Annotated in this window: 18 protein-coding genes; 10 read left to right on the top strand and 8 right to left on the bottom strand. The window is 63.6% G+C overall.

Annotation, left to right across the window (positions count from 1 at the left end; translation table 11 throughout):
* The first annotated feature begins 18 nt into the window (after nucleotides 1-18).
* The gene (locus AB1A62_RS07165) at nucleotides 19-903 is read left to right on the top strand and encodes a DMT family transporter (RefSeq protein WP_366660840.1); all 885 of its coding nucleotides are present in this window, start codon (nucleotides 19-21) and stop codon (nucleotides 901-903) included.
* Here AB1A62_RS07165 and AB1A62_RS07160 read toward each other — a convergent pair.
* Nucleotides 893-1,699, bottom strand: coding sequence for a putative rhamnosyl transferase (locus tag AB1A62_RS07160; RefSeq protein ID WP_366660839.1), 807 nt, complete (start codon nucleotides 1,697-1,699; stop codon nucleotides 893-895). The two genes, AB1A62_RS07165 and AB1A62_RS07160, sit on opposite strands and share 11 nt — an antisense overlap.
* Before the next feature lie 361 nt (nucleotides 1,700-2,060).
* Between AB1A62_RS07160 and rpsL the strand changes: the two genes are divergently transcribed.
* The 9 genes from rpsL (at nucleotide 2,061) to AB1A62_RS07115 (ending at nucleotide 9,397) form a co-directional block, all read left to right on the top strand.
* Nucleotides 2,061-2,432 (top strand): 30S ribosomal protein S12, encoded by a 372-nt coding sequence (gene rpsL / locus AB1A62_RS07155; RefSeq protein ID WP_019298617.1) that lies wholly within the window; start codon nucleotides 2,061-2,063, stop codon nucleotides 2,430-2,432.
* 15 nt (nucleotides 2,433-2,447) lie between these two features.
* Entirely contained in the window at nucleotides 2,448-2,918 is a 471-nt protein-coding gene (gene rpsG / locus AB1A62_RS07150) for a 30S ribosomal protein S7 (protein WP_027236237.1), read from the top strand.
* A gap of 18 nt (nucleotides 2,919-2,936) precedes the next feature.
* A complete protein-coding gene (gene fusA, locus AB1A62_RS07145) occupies nucleotides 2,937-5,054 on the top strand; it encodes an elongation factor G (protein ID WP_366660838.1) in 2,118 nt (705 codons plus the stop codon).
* A 63-nt stretch (nucleotides 5,055-5,117) separates the two neighbouring features.
* Nucleotides 5,118-6,293 (top strand): elongation factor Tu, encoded by a 1,176-nt coding sequence (gene tuf / locus AB1A62_RS07140; protein ID WP_222482653.1) that lies wholly within the window; start codon nucleotides 5,118-5,120, stop codon nucleotides 6,291-6,293.
* Nucleotides 6,294-6,735: 442 nt separating this feature from the next.
* Complete coding sequence (locus AB1A62_RS07135) at nucleotides 6,736-7,185, top strand: hypothetical protein (protein WP_366660837.1); 450 nt, start codon at nucleotides 6,736-6,738, stop codon at nucleotides 7,183-7,185.
* 267 nt (nucleotides 7,186-7,452) lie between these two features.
* Complete coding sequence (gene rpsJ, locus AB1A62_RS07130; RefSeq protein ID WP_019298501.1) at nucleotides 7,453-7,767, top strand: 30S ribosomal protein S10; 315 nt, start codon at nucleotides 7,453-7,455, stop codon at nucleotides 7,765-7,767.
* Nucleotides 7,768-7,785: 18 nt separating this feature from the next.
* A complete protein-coding gene (rplC, locus tag AB1A62_RS07125) occupies nucleotides 7,786-8,490 on the top strand; it encodes a 50S ribosomal protein L3 (protein WP_366660836.1) in 705 nt (234 codons plus the stop codon).
* Entirely contained in the window at nucleotides 8,487-9,104 is a 618-nt protein-coding gene (rplD, locus tag AB1A62_RS07120) for a 50S ribosomal protein L4 (protein ID WP_366660835.1), read from the top strand. The genes rplC and rplD overlap by 4 nt, the downstream gene beginning before the upstream one ends.
* Nucleotides 9,101-9,397 (top strand): 50S ribosomal protein L23, encoded by a 297-nt coding sequence (locus tag AB1A62_RS07115; protein WP_019298498.1) that lies wholly within the window; start codon nucleotides 9,101-9,103, stop codon nucleotides 9,395-9,397. Before rplD ends, AB1A62_RS07115 begins: the two co-directional genes overlap by 4 nt.
* Nucleotides 9,398-9,828: 431 nt before the next feature.
* Here the strand turns inward: AB1A62_RS07115 and AB1A62_RS07110 are convergent, their stop codons facing one another.
* From AB1A62_RS07110 to AB1A62_RS07080, 7 genes are all read right to left on the bottom strand, one after another.
* The gene (locus tag AB1A62_RS07110; RefSeq protein ID WP_366660834.1) at nucleotides 9,829-10,662 is read right to left on the bottom strand and encodes a hypothetical protein; all 834 of its coding nucleotides are present in this window, start codon (nucleotides 10,660-10,662) and stop codon (nucleotides 9,829-9,831) included.
* A 246-nt stretch (nucleotides 10,663-10,908) separates the two neighbouring features.
* Nucleotides 10,909-12,438, bottom strand: coding sequence for an aldehyde dehydrogenase (NADP(+)) (locus AB1A62_RS07105; protein ID WP_366660833.1), 1,530 nt, complete (start codon nucleotides 12,436-12,438; stop codon nucleotides 10,909-10,911).
* A gap of 128 nt (nucleotides 12,439-12,566) precedes the next feature.
* Nucleotides 12,567-13,247, bottom strand: a complete 681-nt coding sequence (locus AB1A62_RS07100; protein WP_366660832.1) for a GntR family transcriptional regulator — start codon at nucleotides 13,245-13,247, stop codon at nucleotides 12,567-12,569.
* Nucleotides 13,248-13,387: 140 nt separating this feature from the next.
* Nucleotides 13,388-14,413, bottom strand: a complete 1,026-nt coding sequence (locus tag AB1A62_RS07095; RefSeq protein WP_366660831.1) for a proline racemase family protein — start codon at nucleotides 14,411-14,413, stop codon at nucleotides 13,388-13,390.
* Between the two features lie 12 nt (nucleotides 14,414-14,425).
* Nucleotides 14,426-15,529, bottom strand: coding sequence for a cis-3-hydroxy-L-proline dehydratase (locus AB1A62_RS07090; RefSeq protein ID WP_366660830.1), 1,104 nt, complete (start codon nucleotides 15,527-15,529; stop codon nucleotides 14,426-14,428).
* Nucleotides 15,530-15,553: 24 nt separating this feature from the next.
* Nucleotides 15,554-16,804 carry an FAD-binding oxidoreductase gene (locus AB1A62_RS07085; RefSeq protein WP_366660829.1) on the bottom strand — a complete coding sequence of 417 codons (1,251 nt, stop codon included), beginning with the start codon at nucleotides 16,802-16,804 and terminating at the stop codon, nucleotides 15,554-15,556.
* A gap of 11 nt (nucleotides 16,805-16,815) precedes the next feature.
* Nucleotides 16,816-18,126 carry a TRAP transporter large permease subunit gene (locus AB1A62_RS07080; protein WP_366660828.1) on the bottom strand — a complete coding sequence of 437 codons (1,311 nt, stop codon included), beginning with the start codon at nucleotides 18,124-18,126 and terminating at the stop codon, nucleotides 16,816-16,818.

Here is an 18,126-nt window from a genome sequence, read left to right as displayed (position 1 = left end):
CCCAGCAGCGGTGCGGCGATGACACCGAACCAGACGGGCGCGCTGCTGATGATGGGCGCCATGGCGGCCTATACCTTCAACGATGCGCTGGTAAAGCTGATCGGCGGCACGCTGCCGCTGCCGCAGATCCTGACCGTCCGCGGCCTGGCGGCCAGCGTGCTGATCTACCTGCTGGTGCGGCGGATGGGCGGGCTGCAACTGCGGCTGCCGCCCCGCGCCTGGGGCATGATCGCCCTGCGCTGCGCAGGCGAGGTGTCGGCCACCTATCTGTTCCTGACCGCGCTGATGGTGATGCCGATTGCCAATGTCACCGCGGTGCTGCAGGTGCTGCCGCTGGCGGTGACGCTGAGTGCTGCGCTGTTCCTGCAAGAGCCGGTGGGCTGGCGGCGGATGGCAGCGATTGCCGCGGGCTTCTGCGGCATGCTGCTGATTGTGCGGCCGGGGCCGGAGGGGTTCAGCGAGGGGGCGCTTTTTGCGCTGGCGTCGGTGGCCTGCATCACCGCCCGTGACCTGGTCACCCGGCGGATGCCGCCGGAGGTGCCGTCGATGACGGTGACGCTGATGTCCTCGCTGTCGGTGCTGGCGTTCGGCATTGCCACCTCTGCCGCGGTGGAGTGGCAGCCGATGGGCGCGGGCGAGCTTCTGATCCTGGGCGGTGCGGCCCTGTTCATCTTTGCGGGCTACCTGTGCTCAGTCATGACCATGCGGGTGGGGGAGATCGCGGTGATTGCGCCGCTGCGCTACAGCGGATTGCTGTGGGCGCTGCTGCTGGGCTGGCTGGTGTTCGGCGAATGGCCGGATGCAGTGACCCTGCTGGGCGCGGCCATCGTGGCTGGAGCCGGCGTCTTCACCTTCTACCGGGAGCGCCAGGCCGCCCGCAAACGCCGCCCGGTCATGCGCTGAACGCCGCGCGCACCCGGTCTGCCCTGATGCCGAATACGCTTGCGAATTCGCGTTCCTGCTTGGGCGTCAGCGGCGTTACCTCAACCGGCTTGGCCCGTTCCTGGCGGGAATCGTTGAACCGGTTGTGGCTGCGCACCCACATCGGCACATCGGTCACGGTCACCGTCGGCATGTGGTGGTGGATGCGGTTATGGGCGAAGTTCATGATCGTCTTGCGGCAGCCGCCTGCCGCATACATCGCCAGTGCCGCGGTGAAATAGGGCCGCACAGCAGGTTCCGAGGCGGCGATCCCATCGGCGCTGAATTCGGCGATATAGCCGCGGTTGAAATCAATCGCGGCGGTGTCCGTCTTGGCCAGGAGCGGCGCGCAGTCCGCCGCGGTCTCCCGCAGCCGCTCGATGAACTCACCGGCCACCGCGTCGTCGTCGTCAAACCGGAACTGCAGGCAGGGCTGCTCCGGGTCGCGCCGGGCGCGGTTCAGCAGTTCCTTCATCACCTCCCGGTGGCGGCGCGGCGGCTCCGCCGTGATCTGCACCTGCGGCATGTCCGCGGTCAGGTCGTGCAGCCGGTCGCGGTGCTGCCGGGGCAGGCTGTCTCCGGTCACCAGCAGCAGGTCGAATTCCTGGTCCGTCTGCTGGCGCAGAGAGGGCAGGGCGACGGTCTCGAACAGCCGGAACCGCTCCTCCATCCGCGCGTCAGAGTAGAGATAGGCGATCCGCTCCGTCATTGTCTCATGCTCGACCTGAAACCCGCCGATGGCCGGGTAGGAGAACCGGCACAGCCCGATGACCTGCATACTGAAATCCGTTTGTTGCAAATGACTGCGCCGGCGACTATGGCGGGCCGGCAGCCCGCTGGCAACCGCCGCGCCAGTGCTGCCCGGCCCGCAGCGCCCGGCTGCTGTTGACAACCCCCGCGACTCCCCATATACGCGCGCCTATCCGGCACCCGGAGTGTATGCTTCGAAAGCCGAATTCAGAATTGCAGTGGCTCAAGGTCCGGGCACTTTTACCACCCGGATCCTCTGTAAACACACCGCGTCGTCTCACCTCGGAATGGGAGCGATTGCGGTTTTTGCGCTTGTGGACGCACAGGTGCAGCGAAATCACCCGCACGCGCCGGCGTGCATGACAAGTTGCTAAACGGGGAATACCTGAATGCCAACGATCCAGCAGCTGATCCGCAAGCCGCGTCAGCCGAAGCGTAAAGTTTCGAAGTCCCAGCACCTCGAGCAGTGCCCGCAAAAGCGCGGCGTCTGCACCCGCGTGTACACCACCACTCCGAAGAAACCGAACTCCGCTATGCGGAAAGTTGCGAAGGTCCGCCTGACCAACGGTTACGAAGTGATCTCCTACATCCCCGGTGAAAGCCACAACCTTCAGGAACACTCCGTGGTTCTGATCCGCGGCGGCCGGGTGAAAGACCTTCCGGGTGTCCGTTACCACATCCTGCGCGGTGTTCTGGATACCCAGGGCGTCAAAGACCGTAAGCAGCGCCGCTCGAAGTACGGCGCGAAGCGTCCTAAGTAAGAAGGAGAGAGCGAGATGTCCCGTCGTCACGCCGCAGAGAAGCGCGAAGTCCTGCCCGACGCCAAGTTCGGCGACCGCGTTCTGACCAAATTCATGAACAACCTGATGATCGACGGCAAGAAGTCGGTCGCAGAGCGCATCGTCTACAACGCCTTCGACCGCGTTGAGACCAAGATCAAGCGCGCTCCGGTTGAAGTCTTCCACGAAGCGCTGGACAACATCAAACCGTCCGTCGAGGTCCGCTCCCGCCGTGTTGGCGGCGCGACCTACCAGGTTCCGGTTGAAGTCCGCCCCGAGCGCCGCGAAGCGCTGGCCATCCGCTGGCTGATCGCTGCTGCCCGCAACCGCAACGAAAACACCATGGAAGAGCGCCTTGCAGGCGAGCTGCTGGACGCCGTCCAGTCCCGTGGCACCGCGGTCAAGAAGCGCGAAGACACCCACAAGATGGCAGAGGCCAACAAAGCCTTCTCCCATTATCGCTGGTAAGCTAGAGGACATAGACCTATGGCACGCGAATATCCCCTCGAACTGTACCGTAACTTCGGTATCATGGCGCACATCGATGCAGGTAAAACCACCTGCTCCGAGCGCATCCTGTATTACACCGGCAAATCCCACAACATCGGTGAGGTGCACGACGGTGCAGCCACCATGGACTGGATGGAGCAGGAGCAGGAACGCGGCATCACCATCACCTCGGCTGCGACCACCACCTTCTGGGAACGCACCGAAGACGGCAAAACCGCTGACTCTCCGAAGCACCGCCTGAACATCATCGACACCCCCGGCCACGTTGACTTCACCATCGAAGTTGAGCGTTCGCTGGCGGTTCTCGACGGTGCTGTCTGTGTTCTGGACGCCAACGCCGGCGTTGAGCCGCAGACCGAAACCGTGTGGCGTCAGGCTGACCGCTACAAGGTTCCGCGCATGGTGTTCGTCAACAAGATGGACAAGATCGGCGCTGACTTCTTCAACTGTGTCAACATGATCGAAGACCGCACCGGCGCCCGCGCGGTTCCGGTTGGTGTGCCGATCGGCGCCGAGAACGAGCTGGAAGGCCTGGTTGACCTGGTCAACATGGAAGAATGGCTGTGGCAGGGCGAAGACCTGGGCGCATCCTGGGTCAAGGCGCCGATCCGCGACAGCCTGAAAGACATGGCTGACGAGTGGCGCGGCAAGATGATCGAAGCGGCCGTCGAAATGGACGACGACGCGATGGAAGCCTACCTGGAAGGCGAAGAGCCCGACGTTCCGACCCTGCGCAAACTGCTGCGCAAGGGCACCCTGGAACTGGCCTTCGTTCCGGTTCTGGGCGGTTCCGCGTTCAAGAACAAAGGCGTTCAGCCGCTGCTCAACGCTGTGATCGACTACCTGCCCAGCCCGCTGGACGTTGTCGACTACATGGGCTTCAAACCCGGTGACGAAGAAGAAGTCCGTAACATTGCCCGCCGCGCGGACGATGACATGGCGTTCTCCGGCCTGGCGTTCAAGATCATGAACGACCCGTTCGTCGGCTCCCTGACCTTCACCCGGATCTACTCCGGCGTGCTGAACAAGGGCGACACCCTGCTGAACTCGACCAAGGGCAAGAAAGAGCGCGTTGGCCGGATGATGATGATGCACTCGAACAACCGTGAGGAAATCACGGAAGCGTTCGCAGGCGACATCATTGCGCTGGCAGGCCTGAAGGACACCACCACCGGTGACACCCTCTGCGCCGTCAACGACCCGGTTGTTCTGGAAACCATGACCTTCCCCGATCCGGTGATCGAGATCGCGGTTGAGCCGAAAACCAAGGCCGACCAGGAGAAGATGTCCCAGGGTCTGGCCCGTCTGGCCGCCGAAGACCCGTCCTTCCGCGTCGAGACCGACCTCGAGTCCGGTCAGACCATCATGAAGGGCATGGGCGAACTTCACCTGGACATCCTGGTGGACCGCCTCAAGCGCGAGTTCAAGGTTGAGGCGAACATCGGTGCGCCGCAGGTGGCCTACCGCGAGACCATCTCCAAAGAGGTCGAGCACTCCTACACCCACAAGAAACAGTCGGGTGGTTCGGGCCAGTTCGCCGAGGTGAAGCTGATCATCTCGCCGACAGAAGCAGGCGAAGGCTACTCCTTCGAATCCCGTATCGTCGGCGGTGCGGTTCCGAAGGAATACATCCCGGGCGTCGAAAAAGGCATCCAGTCCGTCATGGACAGCGGCCCGCTGGCCGGCTTCCCCGTGATCGACTTCAAGGTTGCCCTGATCGACGGTAAGTTCCACGACGTGGACTCCTCGGTTCTGGCCTTTGAAATCGCCGCCCGCATGGGCATGCGTGAAGGCATGCGCAAAGCTGGCGCGAAACTGCTCGAGCCGGTGATGAAGGTCGAAGTGATCACCCCGGAAGAATACACCGGCGGCATCATCGGCGACCTGACGTCCCGCCGCGGCCAGGTGTCCGGCCAGGAGAACCGCGGCAACGCAATCGCGATCGACGCGTTTGTGCCGCTGGCGAACATGTTCGGCTACATCAACACCCTGCGTTCGATGAGCTCGGGCCGCGCCCAGTTCACCATGCAGTTCGATCACTACGAGCCGGTTCCGCAGAACATCTCGGAAGAGATCCAGGCGAAATACGCGTAAGCGTCAGAAAATACGGGGGCTCGCAGGCAGTGCGGGCCTCCCTCGAAGCAAAAGGAGGCCATCATGGCTAAGGAAAAGTTTGAACGTAATAAACCGCACGTCAACATCGGCACCGTTGGCCACGTTGACCACGGCAAGACCACTCTGACCGCGGCTATCACCAAATACTTCGGTGACTTCAAAGCCTACGACCAGATCGACGGCGCACCGGAAGAAAAAGCCCGCGGCATCACCATCTCGACCGCCCACGTCGAGTATGAAACCGACGCCCGCCACTATGCGCACGTCGACTGCCCCGGCCACGCCGACTACGTCAAGAACATGATCACCGGCGCGGCCCAGATGGACGGCGCGATCCTGGTTGTGAACGCTGCTGACGGCCCGATGCCGCAGACCCGCGAGCACATCCTGCTGGCCCGCCAGGTCGGCGTGCCTGCGCTGGTCGTGTTCATGAACAAGGTTGACCAGGTCGACGACGAAGAGCTGCTGGAGCTCGTCGAAATGGAAATCCGCGAGCTGCTGTCCTCCTACGAGTTCCCGGGCGACGATATCCCGATCGTTGCAGGTTCCGCTCTGGCCGCAATGGAAGGCCGCGATCCGGAAATCGGCGAAAACAAGATCAAAGAGCTGATGGCGGCCGTGGACGAGTACATCCCGACCCCCGAGCGTGCGGTTGACCAGCCGTTCCTGATGCCGATCGAAGACGTGTTCTCGATCTCCGGCCGCGGCACCGTTGTGACCGGCCGTGTGGAGCGCGGTGTGATCAACGTCGGCGACGAGATCGAAATCGTCGGCATCCACGACACCAAGAAAACCACCTGCACCGGCGTGGAAATGTTCCGCAAGCTGCTGGACCGCGGTGAAGCCGGCGACAACATCGGCGCCCTGCTGCGCGGTGTCGACCGTGACGGTGTTGAGCGCGGCCAGGTGCTGTGCAAGCCGGGTTCCGTGACCCCGCACACCAAGTTCGAAGCCGAAGCCTACATCCTGACCAAGGAAGAAGGCGGCCGCCACACCCCGTTCTTCGCGAACTACCGTCCGCAGTTCTACTTCCGCACCACCGACGTGACCGGCACCGTGACCCTGCCGGAAGGCACCGAGATGGTGATGCCGGGCGACAACCTGAAGTTCTCGGTAGAGCTGATCGCGCCGATCGCGATGGAAGACGGCCTGCGCTTCGCCATCCGCGAAGGCGGCCGCACCGTCGGCGCCGGCGTCGTGTCGAAGATCATCGAGTAATCAGGTCTCCTGATTGATCTCAGAGAGGGCCTCCTTCGGGAGGCCCTTTTTCTATGCGCCGCACGTCCCCGTAGGGTGGGCAATCTGCCCACCATTCCGGAACACCGGACGCCCCCAACCTCCGCATTTTTTACAACCGGCCTCCGAACAGGGCAGGGACCGGCCTGGGGCCGGAGGCCGTCCTGCAGTAGCTCTTGAGGCTACAGGGAGCGCCAGCTCCGGGTGCGATGCAATAACGCCCGCCCGTTTTGCCGGAGGCCGGGCGCGACCCGAACGCGGGGCGTCCGGGCGGGTGTTCAAAACCTAGTGGTTTGCCGGGGGAGATAATCATTGGGTTCCGTCGAAACGCTCAGGTACCGTACAAGTCCCTGCAAATGCTCATAAGTTGTACTGCAAAAAGAGTTGGGATAACTCTTCCCGGGTAGAAATGAGGATTTGAAAAGTGAAACTTAGAAACATTTTTGCAGCTGGCTGTTTGTTGCTCAGCAGTCCGCTTCTGGCGAACGCACAAGAACAAGAAGGCGTTTGGGTTACCTATTACCTTAAGGCCGAGACAAACGCGGTGACCGGGCTGATGCAGATTGCTGTGAAAGACGGGAAAGAGGCGATCCCCGCAAGTTACTCAATGAACCGCATCGAGAGGTTCATTTCTGAAGATTGCGCGGGCGGCAAGGTCGGCCCGATCACACTTGGCAAGCAAAAAACCAAGCGCAAATGGAAGTTCATTCGGCAGGAATTTGAGACAACATGCTCGGGAGGTCCCCATTCCAGCATACCGACTACCACCGGCCGGGTTCAGGTCCAGGTCAAGCGCCAAGCTGATGGGCGTGACCTCGCCGAGTACTTCTATGGCCAGAATGGTAACATGGTGACTACTACCAGGTACCGTTAAGACACAACTGGGGTCGCTGAGGCGGGGCAATCTGCCCTCAGCAACCTCCCCTTAACCTCCCTTAGCAAACCCCAAACGCACCGTGCGCCGCAAACGCAACCGTTTCGCGGCGAAACCCCTTGCCTCATGGGGCCATAGGGCGTATAGGGCGCGAGTTCGCCGAGTGCGAATAGGGGCGGGATGATTCCCGCCTTTTGGGTTCGATGAGGGGTTGCGGTGGTCGCAGGCCCTCCTCTCAACCCCAACGCCTGAATAAAAGGCTGTACGATGCAAAGCCAAAACATCCGTATCCGGCTGAAGGCATTTGACTATCGCGTGCTGGATGCGTCCACGCAAGAGATCGTCAACACTGCCAAGCGGACCGGCGCGCAAGTGCGCGGCCCGATCCCGATGCCGAACAAGATCGAGAAATTCACTGTTCTGCGTGGCCCCCACGTTGACAAGAAATCCCGCGACCAGTTCGAGATCCGCACCCACAAGCGCCTTCTCGACATCGTCGACCCGACCCCGCAGACCGTGGACGCGCTGATGAAGCTCGACCTGGCTGCCGGCGTCGACGTCGAAATCAAGCTGCAGTCGTAAGTTCGGAGGGTATAGATTATGCGTTCCGGAATTATCGCTAAGAAAGTGGGCATGACCCGCCTGTTCATGGAAGACGGCAAGCAGATCCCTGTCACCGTTCTGTCCCTGGACGGCCTGCAGGTCGTTGCTCAGCGCACCGAGGAAAAAGACGGCTACACCGCCGTTCAGCTGGGTGCAGGCTCCGCCAAGGCAAAGCGCACCTCGCAAGCCATGCGCGGCCACTTCGCAGCTGCCAAGGTTGAACCCAAGCGCAAGCTGGTCGAATTCCGCGTTCCCGCGGACGGCCTGATCGAAGTCGGCGCCGAGATCTCGGCCGAACACTTCCTGGCTGGCCAGAAAGTGGACGTCACCGGCACCTCGATCGGTAAAGGTTTCGCCGGTGCCATGAAGCGGCACAACTTCGGCGGCCTGCGCGCCTCGCACGGTGTGTCGATCTCGCACCGTTCGCACGGTTCGACCGGTCAGTGTCAGGACCCGGGCAAGGTCTTCAAAGGCAAGAAAATGGCCGGCCACATGGGCGCAGCCCGCGTGACCACCCAGAACCTGGAAGTGGTGAAAACCGACGCCGAGCGCGGCCTGGTCTTCATCAAGGGCGCCGTACCGGGCCCGAAATCCGGCTGGGTTACCGTCAAGGACGCCGTGAAGAAGAAAGCCCCCGAGGGTCTGCCTTTCCCGGCCGCTCTGAAAACTGCGGAAGCTTCCGCGGAAGGTGGTGAAGCATGAAACTTGACGTGATCAAACTGGACGGCGGCAAAGCGGGCGACATCGAACTGTCCGAAGACCTGTTCGGCCTGGAGCCGCGTGCGGACATCCTGCACCGCGTGGTCCGCTGGCAGCGCAACAACGCGCAGGCCGGCACCCACAAGGTGAAGACCCGCTCCGAGACCTCCTACTCGACCAAGAAGATCTACCGCCAGAAGGGCACCGGCGGCGCACGCCACGGTGACCGCAACGCGCCGATCTTCCGCAAGGGTGGTATCTACAAGGGTCCGACCCCGCGTTCGCACGGCCACGAGCTGACCAAGAAGTTCCGCAAGCTGGGCCTGCGCCACGCGCTGTCCGCCAAAGCCAAAGCGGGCGAGCTGGTCATCATCGAGGACGCTGCTTCCGAAGGCAAGACCGCAGCTCTGGCCAAGCAGGTGAAAAACCTGGGCTGGAAGCGCGCGCTGATCATCGACGGCGCATCGGTCAACGAAGGCTTCCTGCAAGCGTCGCGCAACATCGAAGGTCTGGACATCCTGCCGACCATCGGTGCCAACGTCTATGACATCCTGAAGCGTGACACCCTGGTGATCACCAAGGCGGGTGTCGAAGCACTGGAGGCTCGTCTGAAATGAGCGTGAAGGCAGAACACTACGACGTGATCCGCAAGCCGATCATCACCGAGAAATCCACTATGGCGTCCGAAAACGGCGCAGTGGTTTTCGAAGTGGCAATCGACTCCAACAAGCCGATGATCAAGGAAGCCGTCGAGGCTCTCTTTGGCGTCAAGGTGAAAGCGGTCAACACCACCGTCACCAAGGGTAAGGTCAAGCGTTTCCGCGGCCAGCTGGGCAAGCGTAAAGACGTGAAAAAAGCCTATGTGACCCTGGAAGAAGGCAACACCATCGACGTGTCCACCGGACTCTGAGATTTGCCTCTCTGACAAATTGGAAGGCCCTCGCGCAAGCGGGGGCCTTTTTCTTTGGGGCCATCATTGACGGGGGAGAGGGCGGCGGGTGCGAGAGCGGGCATGGCGGGGTCCTTTCTGGAGGTGTCCGGTCCTGTATAGCGGCTGTCGGTTAAGATCCGGGAAGTGCGGCGTACGGTGGGGGCGCAACGGGTGGCTTGGGCGGACCCAAATGACCGGCGAGCCAAGTTCCAATGGCGGAAAATAGGCGGCTGGACCCCGGCGCGGAATCAAGGGCGCAGCCCGCCGCGCCAGCGCCGTCCCGCCCCCATGGGGCGGCGCTTTTGGCCGGTGTTGCGGGTGTCGGTGGGGGCATACGGACGTGGCCGGAATAAACTGCCAAACGCAACGTTGCGAGCGCCCCCCCCGCGGGACGGCGCTGGCGTAGCTACCTATGGCAGTAAGTCTTTCTCATCTGGAAGGCTTCTAACTTCGATGCAGCGACGAAGCAGCTTACAAAGAAGTTGAGCAGATTCCTCTACTTCGTTGTTGATCGCTGTTTTTGTTTTAGAACCGTGCACAGCTTTGGACCGAGTGTTGTACAATCGTTTCACGTCATTGAACGTAGCGGTCCGTGCATCTGAATCGTCGGGGTGGAGGAAGCGAGCAGCGCAAACGCTGAGGCGAAACCTGATTTCAGAAGTTGCCCCGAAAAGACCTTCTATTCCTGCCCAAAGGATCGCCATCCTGACCCTTGGCGCTGTGTGCCATCTGTAAGATGACAAGCAATGAACAGCATTCCGAAAGCTCTCCTTGCTTAGAAGTTCGTGAGCATTGCCATAGTTGTTCGTCAGCCAATTGGCGTCAGATGCCGTAATCAGGCGTGGCTCTTGGTTGGAAAGGCCAAACATTTTGAGGCTAGTAGCGCGTAATGTGCTTTGCCTTGAAATGCGTTCGGCGCTGGTATTTGAGTCCAGATTGAAACTAATTTCTGCAAGAAAGACTGCGCTCAAGAGAAGGGCATCCCAAGAAGAGTTCCAAGCATGAGTTGCGAGTTCCTCAGGTGAACTAGCAGTTATTCTAAACTGAGCGGTGACTCGTGGAATAAATGCAGCAACGACTGCAATGTCATCTGGCCCGCCACAAGCTGAAAGAGCAGTTGGAAAGTCAAGGTGCGATGTATCCGCCGGCAAGAGTGCAACGTGTTTGTCCAGTTGAATGCTCTGGGTGACACTTATTCCTGTTAAAAGCCTGTAGGTAACACCGCTAGAGTTTTCTGTTTCCATGTGAGCACTGATTGCCTTTGAAAATGTTAGACTGTGAAATCGAGCCCTTATCGGTGACACTGTGCGACGCTAAAACAACAACGGCAATGGGCAAGAATTTGGAGATTTTGAGGGGCGTTGTCAGGGTATTGAGGGGGCAAGCGTCTTATTCTCATCTTCTGCTACGCGTCAGGCAGCCAATCAGCCAATCGAAAAGGCCCCGGATCACCTCCGGGGCCTTCTGCATTTGTCAGGACAGCTTCCGCCTCAATTCAGCGCGCACCCCTCCCGCAGGTCCTCCGGCAGCAGGGCGGCGGGGATGTTCTGGTAGCAGACGGGGCGCAGGAAGCGGCGGATGGACAGGGTGCCCACCGATGTCGCGCCGAAGTTGGTGGAGGCCGGGTAGGGGCCGCCGTGGACCATGGTGTCGGAGACTTCAACCCCGGTGGGGAAGCCGTTGGCCAGCACCCGGCCTGCCTTGCGCTCCAGCACCGGCAGCAGGGTCTGGCCCTGGGCGGTGTCAGCCTCGTCCAGATGCAGGGTGCAGGTCAGCTGGCCCTGCAATGCGCGGGCGATCTCCAGCATTTCGGCGTCGCTCCCGGCGGTGATCACCAGACCCAGCGGGCCAAAGACCTCTTCTGCCAGGATCTCGTTATCGAGCCAGGTGCGGGCCCCGGTGACATAGAGGTAGGGCGCGGCGGTGCGGGTGTTGCAGCTGGTGGTCAGCAGCTCGCGCACGCCGGCGGTGGCGGCGACGCGGCGCTGGCCGTCCTGGTAGGCGCTGGCGATGCCCTCGGTCAGCATGGTCTGGGGGGCGACCGCTGACAGGGCGGCGGTGGCGGTGTCGATGAAACGGTCGGCCTCGGCGCCTGCGCGCAGCACGGCGATGCCGGGGTTGGTGCAGAACTGGCCCGCGCCCATGGTCAGCGAGGCGGCCCAGCCGGTGGCGATCTCCGCGCCGCGGCTGGCGAGGGCGGCGGCGAGGATGAACATCGGGTTCACGGACCCCAGCTCACCGAAGAAGGGGATAGGTTCGGGGCGCGCGGCGCAGAGGTCGAACAGGGCGCGGCCGCCGGCAAGGGAACCGGTGAAGCCCACGGCCTTGATCAGCGGGTGCTGCACCAGGGCCGCGCCGACCTCGCGGTTGCCGCCCTGTATCAGGCTGAAGACGCCAGGGTGGAGGCCGCATCTGGTGATCGCGGCAAGGATGGCTTCGGCGACGATCTCGCCGGTGCCGGGGTGGGCGCTGTGGCCCTTGACCACCACCGGGCAGCCCGCCGCCAGTGCCGCGGCGGTGTCGCCGCCGGCGGTGGAGAAGGCGAGCGGGAAGTTGGAGGCGCCAAAGACCGCGACCGGCCCCAGCGGGCGCTGCATCATGCGCATATCGGGCCGGGGCAGGGGGGCGCGGTCCGGCAGCGCCGCGTCATAGCGGCGGTCGAGGTAATCGCCCTTCAGGATATGTTCGGCAAAGGTGCGCAGCTGTCCGGTGGTGCGTCCGCGCTCGCCCTGCAGGCGGGCCTCCGGCAGGCCGGTTTCCTGGGTGCCGATGGCGGTGATGTCTTCCGCGCGGGCCTCAATCTCATCCGCGATGGCGTTGAGGAAGGCGGCGCGCTCTGCGCGGCTGGTGCTGCCGTAGCTGGCAAAGGCGTCCTCTGCCGCCTCCACCGCGGCATTCACGTCGCTGATGCGGCCAACGGAGAAGTCGTGGCTGGGGCCGCTGGCGGGGGCGGAGGGGAAGCGGGTGTCGCCGGGCACCCAGGCGCCAGCGATCAGGTGGTTTCCGTGCGGTGTGAACATGGGCGGGCCTCTGTCTCGTGGGGTTGTGAATCTTGATACAGGATAATGGATACAAAATACGAGTCATGCAAGATGCTGGCCGGAAAAATCCGGGCGTCAGCAGTCAGGTGAGCGGGAAAGGCGGCGGCTCAGCCGTCCGTGGCGGCGCGATGCTCTGCGACCAGCGACAGCAGTTCTTCCTTGGTGCGGGAAATGTGATGGGTCAGCGCGGCGCAGGCGCCCTCGACATCGCGGGCCTGGGCCAGGTCCAAGAGGTCGTGGTGCTCCTTCTTGGCCGGCTCGCGCTGTTGCATGACGCTCAGGTGCATCCGGATGAAGCGGTCGCAATGCAGGCTGATGCCCTGCAGCACCTCGTTGGTTAGCTTGCGGTCGGCGGCGGCATAAAGCGCCGAGTGGTATTTGTGGTTGAGCGCCCCCCATTTGGCCACGTCATTGGCATCGTAAGAGGCGTCCATGTCGTCGAGGATCCGGGTGCAGCGGGTGAAATCCTCCGTCGTCATCGCCGGGATCGCGCGGCGGAACAGGTCCACCTCCAGCAGGATGCGCAGGTCGAAGATTTCGGCAATCTCGCGCAGCGAATGCTTGGTGACGGAGGCGCCGCGGTTGTTGGTGAATTGCACCAGGCCCTCGGCGTCCAGCCGCTTCAGCGCTTCGCGGATCGGCATGCGGGAGACGGCGTATTCCTCGGCCAGCGCCTCCTGCCGGATGGTCTCGCCCTCTGCCAGCTCGCCGCTCAGGATGCGCTCGCGCAGGTCGTTGGCAATCACTTCCGGGAGGGAGCTGCGGGTAACGGCGCGTTTTCCTGCCATGGGGGCCTCGTGAAATCAGTTGATCGTATTTTGGATACGCTAGATGGTCTGCCCCATTTCTTCAAGCAATTGGCCCGGTTTTGCACCGGCGGCGGGCACTGCTGCCCCGAGTCCGGTTTTTGTATCCAGAACCCGGGGTGTCAGGCACCCCAGGTGTCGCTGAGGCGGTAGCCGCCGGGCCAGGGGTCGTCCGGGTCCAGCATGTGCTGGTGGATGCCGGTGATCCAGCCGCGGCCGCTGAGTTCCGGTACGATGGCCGGGCGGGTGCCGACCGTGGTCTGTTCGACGATGCGTCCGGTGAAGGGGGAGCCGATGATGGACACGGCCTCAAACGTCTGGTCCGGTGTCATCTGCCCCTTGGCCAGCATCAGCGCCATCCGGGCGGAGACCGCGGTGCCGGTGGGGGAGCGGTCAACCTTGCCCGGCTGGATGGCCACGGCGGAGCGGCTGCTGAGGCCGGTTTCCGTCTGTTCCAGCGGACCGCAGAAGGCGCAGAAGGAGATGTGGTTCCAGTCCGGGTTCTCCGGGTGGGTGAAACCCAGCTGCGCGTTGGCGGCCTCCAGAATGCGGGTGCCGAGCTGGGCGATCTGCTTGGCGTTTGCCTCTGTGATCTCCAGCCCCAGATCGGCGGCCTGCACCACCACGAAACTGTCGCCGCCATAGGCGGTGTCGACGGTCAGGTTGCCAGTGCCGGGCACCTCCAGCGCCACACCGATCTCCCCAGCGAAGCTGGGCACGTTCTGCACGAAGATCCGCTCAGCCTTGCCGTTCCTGCATTCGGCGCGCACCCGCACCAGCCCGCCGGGGGCCTCCAGCACCAGACGGGTTTCCGGCTCCTGCATCGGCAGGATGCCCCCGTCCAGGAGCACGGTGGAGACGCAGATAGAATTGGAGCCGGACATTGGCGGGGTGTATTCCGGCTCCATGATGATGAAGCCCATGTCGGCCTCCGGGTGCTTGGGCGGCACCAGCAGGTTCACATGGCGGAACACGCCGCCGCGGGGTTCGTTCAGGACGAAGTTCCGCAGGGTCTGGTCGCGGTCGATGAAGGCGCGCTGCTCCCACAGGGTGTCGCCCGGCGGCGGTGCGACGCCGCCGACGATCACGTCGCCCACCTCGCCCTCTGCATGGGCGGAAATCACATGGATGGTCTTGCTGCTGCGCATCCGCAGGCCTCCTCAGGAATAGCGGGCAACCGGTTCGCCCAGGGCCTCGAAGATCGGGGTCACGCCCAGGCCGGGCAAGTCCGAAGCGGTCATCCGCCCGTTCACACGCTTGGGCGCGCCGCGGGCAATGTCAACGGTGCCATAGCTGTTGAAGTCGGTGGCGGAGAAGGTGAACTCCGCCGGGGTGGAGCGGGCCAGGTGGGCGATGGCGGCGGTGGTAATGTCGCCGCCCCAGGTGTCCTCGATGGTCATCGGAATGCCATGCGCCACACAGAGATCGCGCATCAGACGTGCGCGGCTCAGGCCGCCGACCTTGGAGATCTTGAGGTTGATCACATCCATCGCATCCTCGGCAATGCCGCGCACCAGCGTGTTGGGGGTGTCGATCACCTCGTCCATCACAAAGGGCAGCGCGGTGCGGCGGCGGATCGAAACGCTTTCCTCATAGGTCAGGCAGGGCTGCTCCACATAGACGTCGAGGCCCGCGATGGCGCCTACCACCCGTGCGGCCTCGTGCCGGGTCCAGCCGGTGTTGGCATCGGCCACCAGCAGGTCGGATTTCTTCAGCACCGCGCGGGTGGCATGTATGCGGTCGATATCGTCATTGGCCTCGCCGCCGACCTTGAGCTGGAACTTGGTATAGCCCTCGGCGGCATAGCCCTCGATCTTGCGGGCCATGGCGTCCGGTTCCTCCTGGCTGATGGCGCGGTAGAGCACCACATCGTCCTGCGCGGCGCCGCCCAGCAGGGTATAGACCGGCTGGCCGGTGGCCTTGCCCAAGATATCCCAGCAGGCGATATCGACCGGCGCCTTGGCATAGGGATGGCCGCGCAGTGCGGCGTCCATGGTGCGGTTGATGCCGCCGATATTCAGCGGGTCCTGGCCGATCAGATGCGGCGCCAGTTCCGCCAGCCCGGCACGCACGCCGCGGGCAAAGGAGGGCAGGTAAGCGGAGCCCAGCGGGCAGCATTCGGCATAGCCGGTCAGGCCTTCGTCGGTGGAGATTTCCAGAACGGTGCTGTCGAACACATCAACGTAATTGCCGTTCGACCAGCTGTAGCGGCCTTCCTTCAGCGGCAGATCGACCTGGTAGACGGCGAGCTGGGTGATCTTCATGGTGCGGCTCCTTTCAGGGGCAGGTCAAAAACGGGTGGCGGAATAGGGCTGCATCGGCACCGGCGGTTCGGTGTTTGCGGCGAGCGCCGCAACCAGCTCGGCGGTGCCGGCGGCCTGGGTCAGGCCCAGGTGGCCGTGGCCGAAGGCATAGATCACGCCCGGCGCGCAGGCGGAGCGGCTGATCACCGGCAGGCTGTCGGGCATCGAGGGGCGGAAGCCCATCCATTGAGTGCCGCCCGCCGTGTTGAGATCCGGCAGGAATTGCTTGGCCTTCTGCAGCAGGATATCCGCGCGGCGGTAGTTTGGCGGCAGTTTCAACCCGCCCAGCTCCACCGCGCCGCCGACCCGCACGCCGCCGCTGATCCGGGTGACGACAAAGCCGTGCGCCGGGAAGGTCAGATGGGTTTTCAGGCCAAAGGCGCCGGGGGGCAGGGTGGTGTTGTAGCCGCGCTCGGTTTCCAGCGGGATGTGTTCGTCCAGGGTGCGGGCGAGGTGGTGCGACCAGGCCCCGCAGGCGACCACGATTTGGGCAGCAGCGACAGGGCCGTCCTTGGTCTGGGCTATGGTCTGCCCGCCCTCGCTGCGCAGAGCCGTCACCTCCGCGGTGTCTATGCGGCCGCCGCGGGCCACAAAGGCCTGCGCCAGATGTTCCGCCCAGGTCTTGGGGTTCACCGTGTTCATCCAGTCGGGGGTGAATGCGGCATGGGTGAAGCGCGGCGCCAGACCGGGCTGAACCTCGGCAATCGCCTCCGGGCTGCGCAACAGGTCAAAGCGGATACCGTGTTGGCGGCGCAGCTGCCAGTCGGGCAGGGCGGCGCGGAAGGCGCTCTCGCCCTCGTAGAGCTGCAACTGCCCCTCGCGCTGCATCAGCGGCTCGCCGTCCACGTCTGCGATCTGGCGCTCCAGCGAGGCGCGGGAATGCGCCATCAGCTGTACCTGCGCCGCCAGCGCCGCCTGGTAGCGGCTGCGCCAGCTGGCGCGCCAGAACCGTAGCATCCAGGGGGCGATCCGCAGCGCGTAGGCGGGCGGCACCGACAGCGGGCCCAGCGGGTCCAGCAGCCATTTCGGCGCCTTCCGCATGATGCCGGGCGTCGCCAGCGGCACGATGTCGGTGAAGGCAAAGGCGCCGGCGCTGGCCGCCGAGGCCTCTGCCGCGACGCCCTTGCGGTCGAGGATACGCACGCGGCGGCCCTGTTTCTGCAGCTCCAGCGCAGCGCTGAGGCCGATGATGCCGGCGCCGATGACGAGGATATCGTCTGTGTCTTTCGCGGTCATGTCAGGTCCTATCACAGTCCGACCAGCAGGGAGGGTAGCCAGGTGGCCAGCTCCGGAACCAGCAGGAGCGCCACCAGAACCAGGCCTTGCGCCGCCACAAAAGGCAGAACCCCGCGGTACATGTGGCCGTAGGTCATGTCCTTGGGCGCGATCGAGCGCAGGTAGAAGATCGAGGGCGCCATCGGCGGTGTCAGATAGGAGGTCTGGATCACCACCAGCACCAGCATCGCAAACCACACCGGATCAATCCCGGCGCTGCGCACCAACGGGGCGAAGATCGGCACAAAGATCAGCACGATAGACACCCAGTCCAGCACAAAGCCCGCAAAGAACACCACCAAGAGCAGGAAGGTGATGAGGCCCGCGTTGCCATAGCCGATGACCTCCACCGTATCGCGCACCAGCCCGCCGCCGCCGGTGACGGCAAAGATCGAGGTGAACATTGTGCCGCCCGCCACGATCAGCATGATCATCGCAGTGATGCGCAGAGTGACGCCCAGGGCCTCGCGCAGCATGGTGAAGGTGAGTTCGCGGAACAGAAGCGTCAGGACCAGCGTGCCGGCGGCCCCCACAGCGGCGGCCTCGGTTGCCGATGCGGCCCCGGCCAGCAGCGAGCCCAGCACCATGGCAATCAGCAAGAGCGGCGGCACCAGCGCGGTGACGGTGATCTTCAGCTTCTGCCCCATCGGCATGGCGCGGCCCTCCGGCGGCAATACCGGCGCGTCCTCAGGGCGGCGCAGGCTGCGCAGCAGAACGTAGCCGACGAAGAACACCACCATCAGCACGCCGGGCAGGATCGAGGCGGCAAACAGCTGGCCGATCGACAGCTGCGCGATGGAGGCATAGACCACCACGATCACGGAAGGCGGGATGATGGTGCCGAGCGAGCCACCGGCGCAGATGGTGCCAGCAATCAGGTCGTTCTTGTAGCCCGCCGCGCGCATGGCGGGGATAGCCATCAGGCCCACCACGATCTCCACCGCGCCGACGACGCCGGAGGCGGCGGCAAAGATCGCGCACATGGCGATGGTCGACAGCGCCAGCCCGCCCGGCAGGCCGCCGAGCCAGATCTGCAGCGCATGGAACAGCCGCTTGGCGATGCCGGAGCGTTCCAGCACTGCGCCCATGAAGATGAACAGGGGGATCGCCGCCAGCACGAAATTGGACGCGGTGTGCAGGAGCGGTCCGTAAAGCTGCAGGAACAGCATGTCGCCAAAGACCGAATAGCCAAAGCCGACTGCCACGATCATCATCGAAAACGCCACCGGAATACCGGCAAAGACCAGCGCGAAAAGCGCCGCAAACATCAGAAGGGGGATCAT

This window comes from Leisingera sp. JC11 (assembly GCF_040704725.1).
Classification (GTDB): Bacteria; Pseudomonadota; Alphaproteobacteria; order Rhodobacterales; family Rhodobacteraceae; genus Leisingera.
This window is presented reverse-complemented; position numbering and strand designations above follow the sequence as displayed.

What these genes read in the sequence shown, in the direction of transcription:
- AB1A62_RS07165 (WP_366660840.1), top strand. Translation starts at nt 19, where the DNA reads ATGACACCGAACCAGACGGGCGCGCTGCTGATGATGGGCGCCATGGCG.
- AB1A62_RS07160 (WP_366660839.1), bottom strand. Translation starts at nt 1,699, where the DNA reads ATGCAGGTCATCGGGCTGTGCCGGTTCTCCTACCCGGCCATCGGCGGG.
- rpsL (WP_019298617.1), top strand. Translation starts at nt 2,061, where the DNA reads ATGCCAACGATCCAGCAGCTGATCCGCAAGCCGCGTCAGCCGAAGCGT.
- rpsG (WP_027236237.1), top strand. Translation starts at nt 2,448, where the DNA reads ATGTCCCGTCGTCACGCCGCAGAGAAGCGCGAAGTCCTGCCCGACGCC.
- fusA (WP_366660838.1), top strand. Translation starts at nt 2,937, where the DNA reads ATGGCACGCGAATATCCCCTCGAACTGTACCGTAACTTCGGTATCATG.
- tuf (WP_222482653.1), top strand. Translation starts at nt 5,118, where the DNA reads ATGGCTAAGGAAAAGTTTGAACGTAATAAACCGCACGTCAACATCGGC.
- rpsJ (WP_019298501.1), top strand. Translation starts at nt 7,453, where the DNA reads ATGCAAAGCCAAAACATCCGTATCCGGCTGAAGGCATTTGACTATCGC.
- rplC (WP_366660836.1), top strand. Translation starts at nt 7,786, where the DNA reads ATGCGTTCCGGAATTATCGCTAAGAAAGTGGGCATGACCCGCCTGTTC.
- rplD (WP_366660835.1), top strand. Translation starts at nt 8,487, where the DNA reads ATGAAACTTGACGTGATCAAACTGGACGGCGGCAAAGCGGGCGACATC.
- AB1A62_RS07115 (WP_019298498.1), top strand. Translation starts at nt 9,101, where the DNA reads ATGAGCGTGAAGGCAGAACACTACGACGTGATCCGCAAGCCGATCATC.
- AB1A62_RS07110 (WP_366660834.1), bottom strand. Translation starts at nt 10,662, where the DNA reads ATGGAAACAGAAAACTCTAGCGGTGTTACCTACAGGCTTTTAACAGGA.
- AB1A62_RS07105 (WP_366660833.1), bottom strand. Translation starts at nt 12,438, where the DNA reads ATGTTCACACCGCACGGAAACCACCTGATCGCTGGCGCCTGGGTGCCC.
- AB1A62_RS07100 (WP_366660832.1), bottom strand. Translation starts at nt 13,247, where the DNA reads ATGGCAGGAAAACGCGCCGTTACCCGCAGCTCCCTCCCGGAAGTGATT.
- AB1A62_RS07095 (WP_366660831.1), bottom strand. Translation starts at nt 14,413, where the DNA reads ATGCGCAGCAGCAAGACCATCCATGTGATTTCCGCCCATGCAGAGGGC.
- AB1A62_RS07090 (WP_366660830.1), bottom strand. Translation starts at nt 15,529, where the DNA reads ATGAAGATCACCCAGCTCGCCGTCTACCAGGTCGATCTGCCGCTGAAG.
- AB1A62_RS07085 (WP_366660829.1), bottom strand. Translation starts at nt 16,804, where the DNA reads ATGACCGCGAAAGACACAGACGATATCCTCGTCATCGGCGCCGGCATC.
- AB1A62_RS07080 (WP_366660828.1), bottom strand. Translation starts at nt 18,126, where the DNA reads ATGATCCCCCTTCTGATGTTTGCGGCGCTTTTCGCGCTGGTCTTTGCC.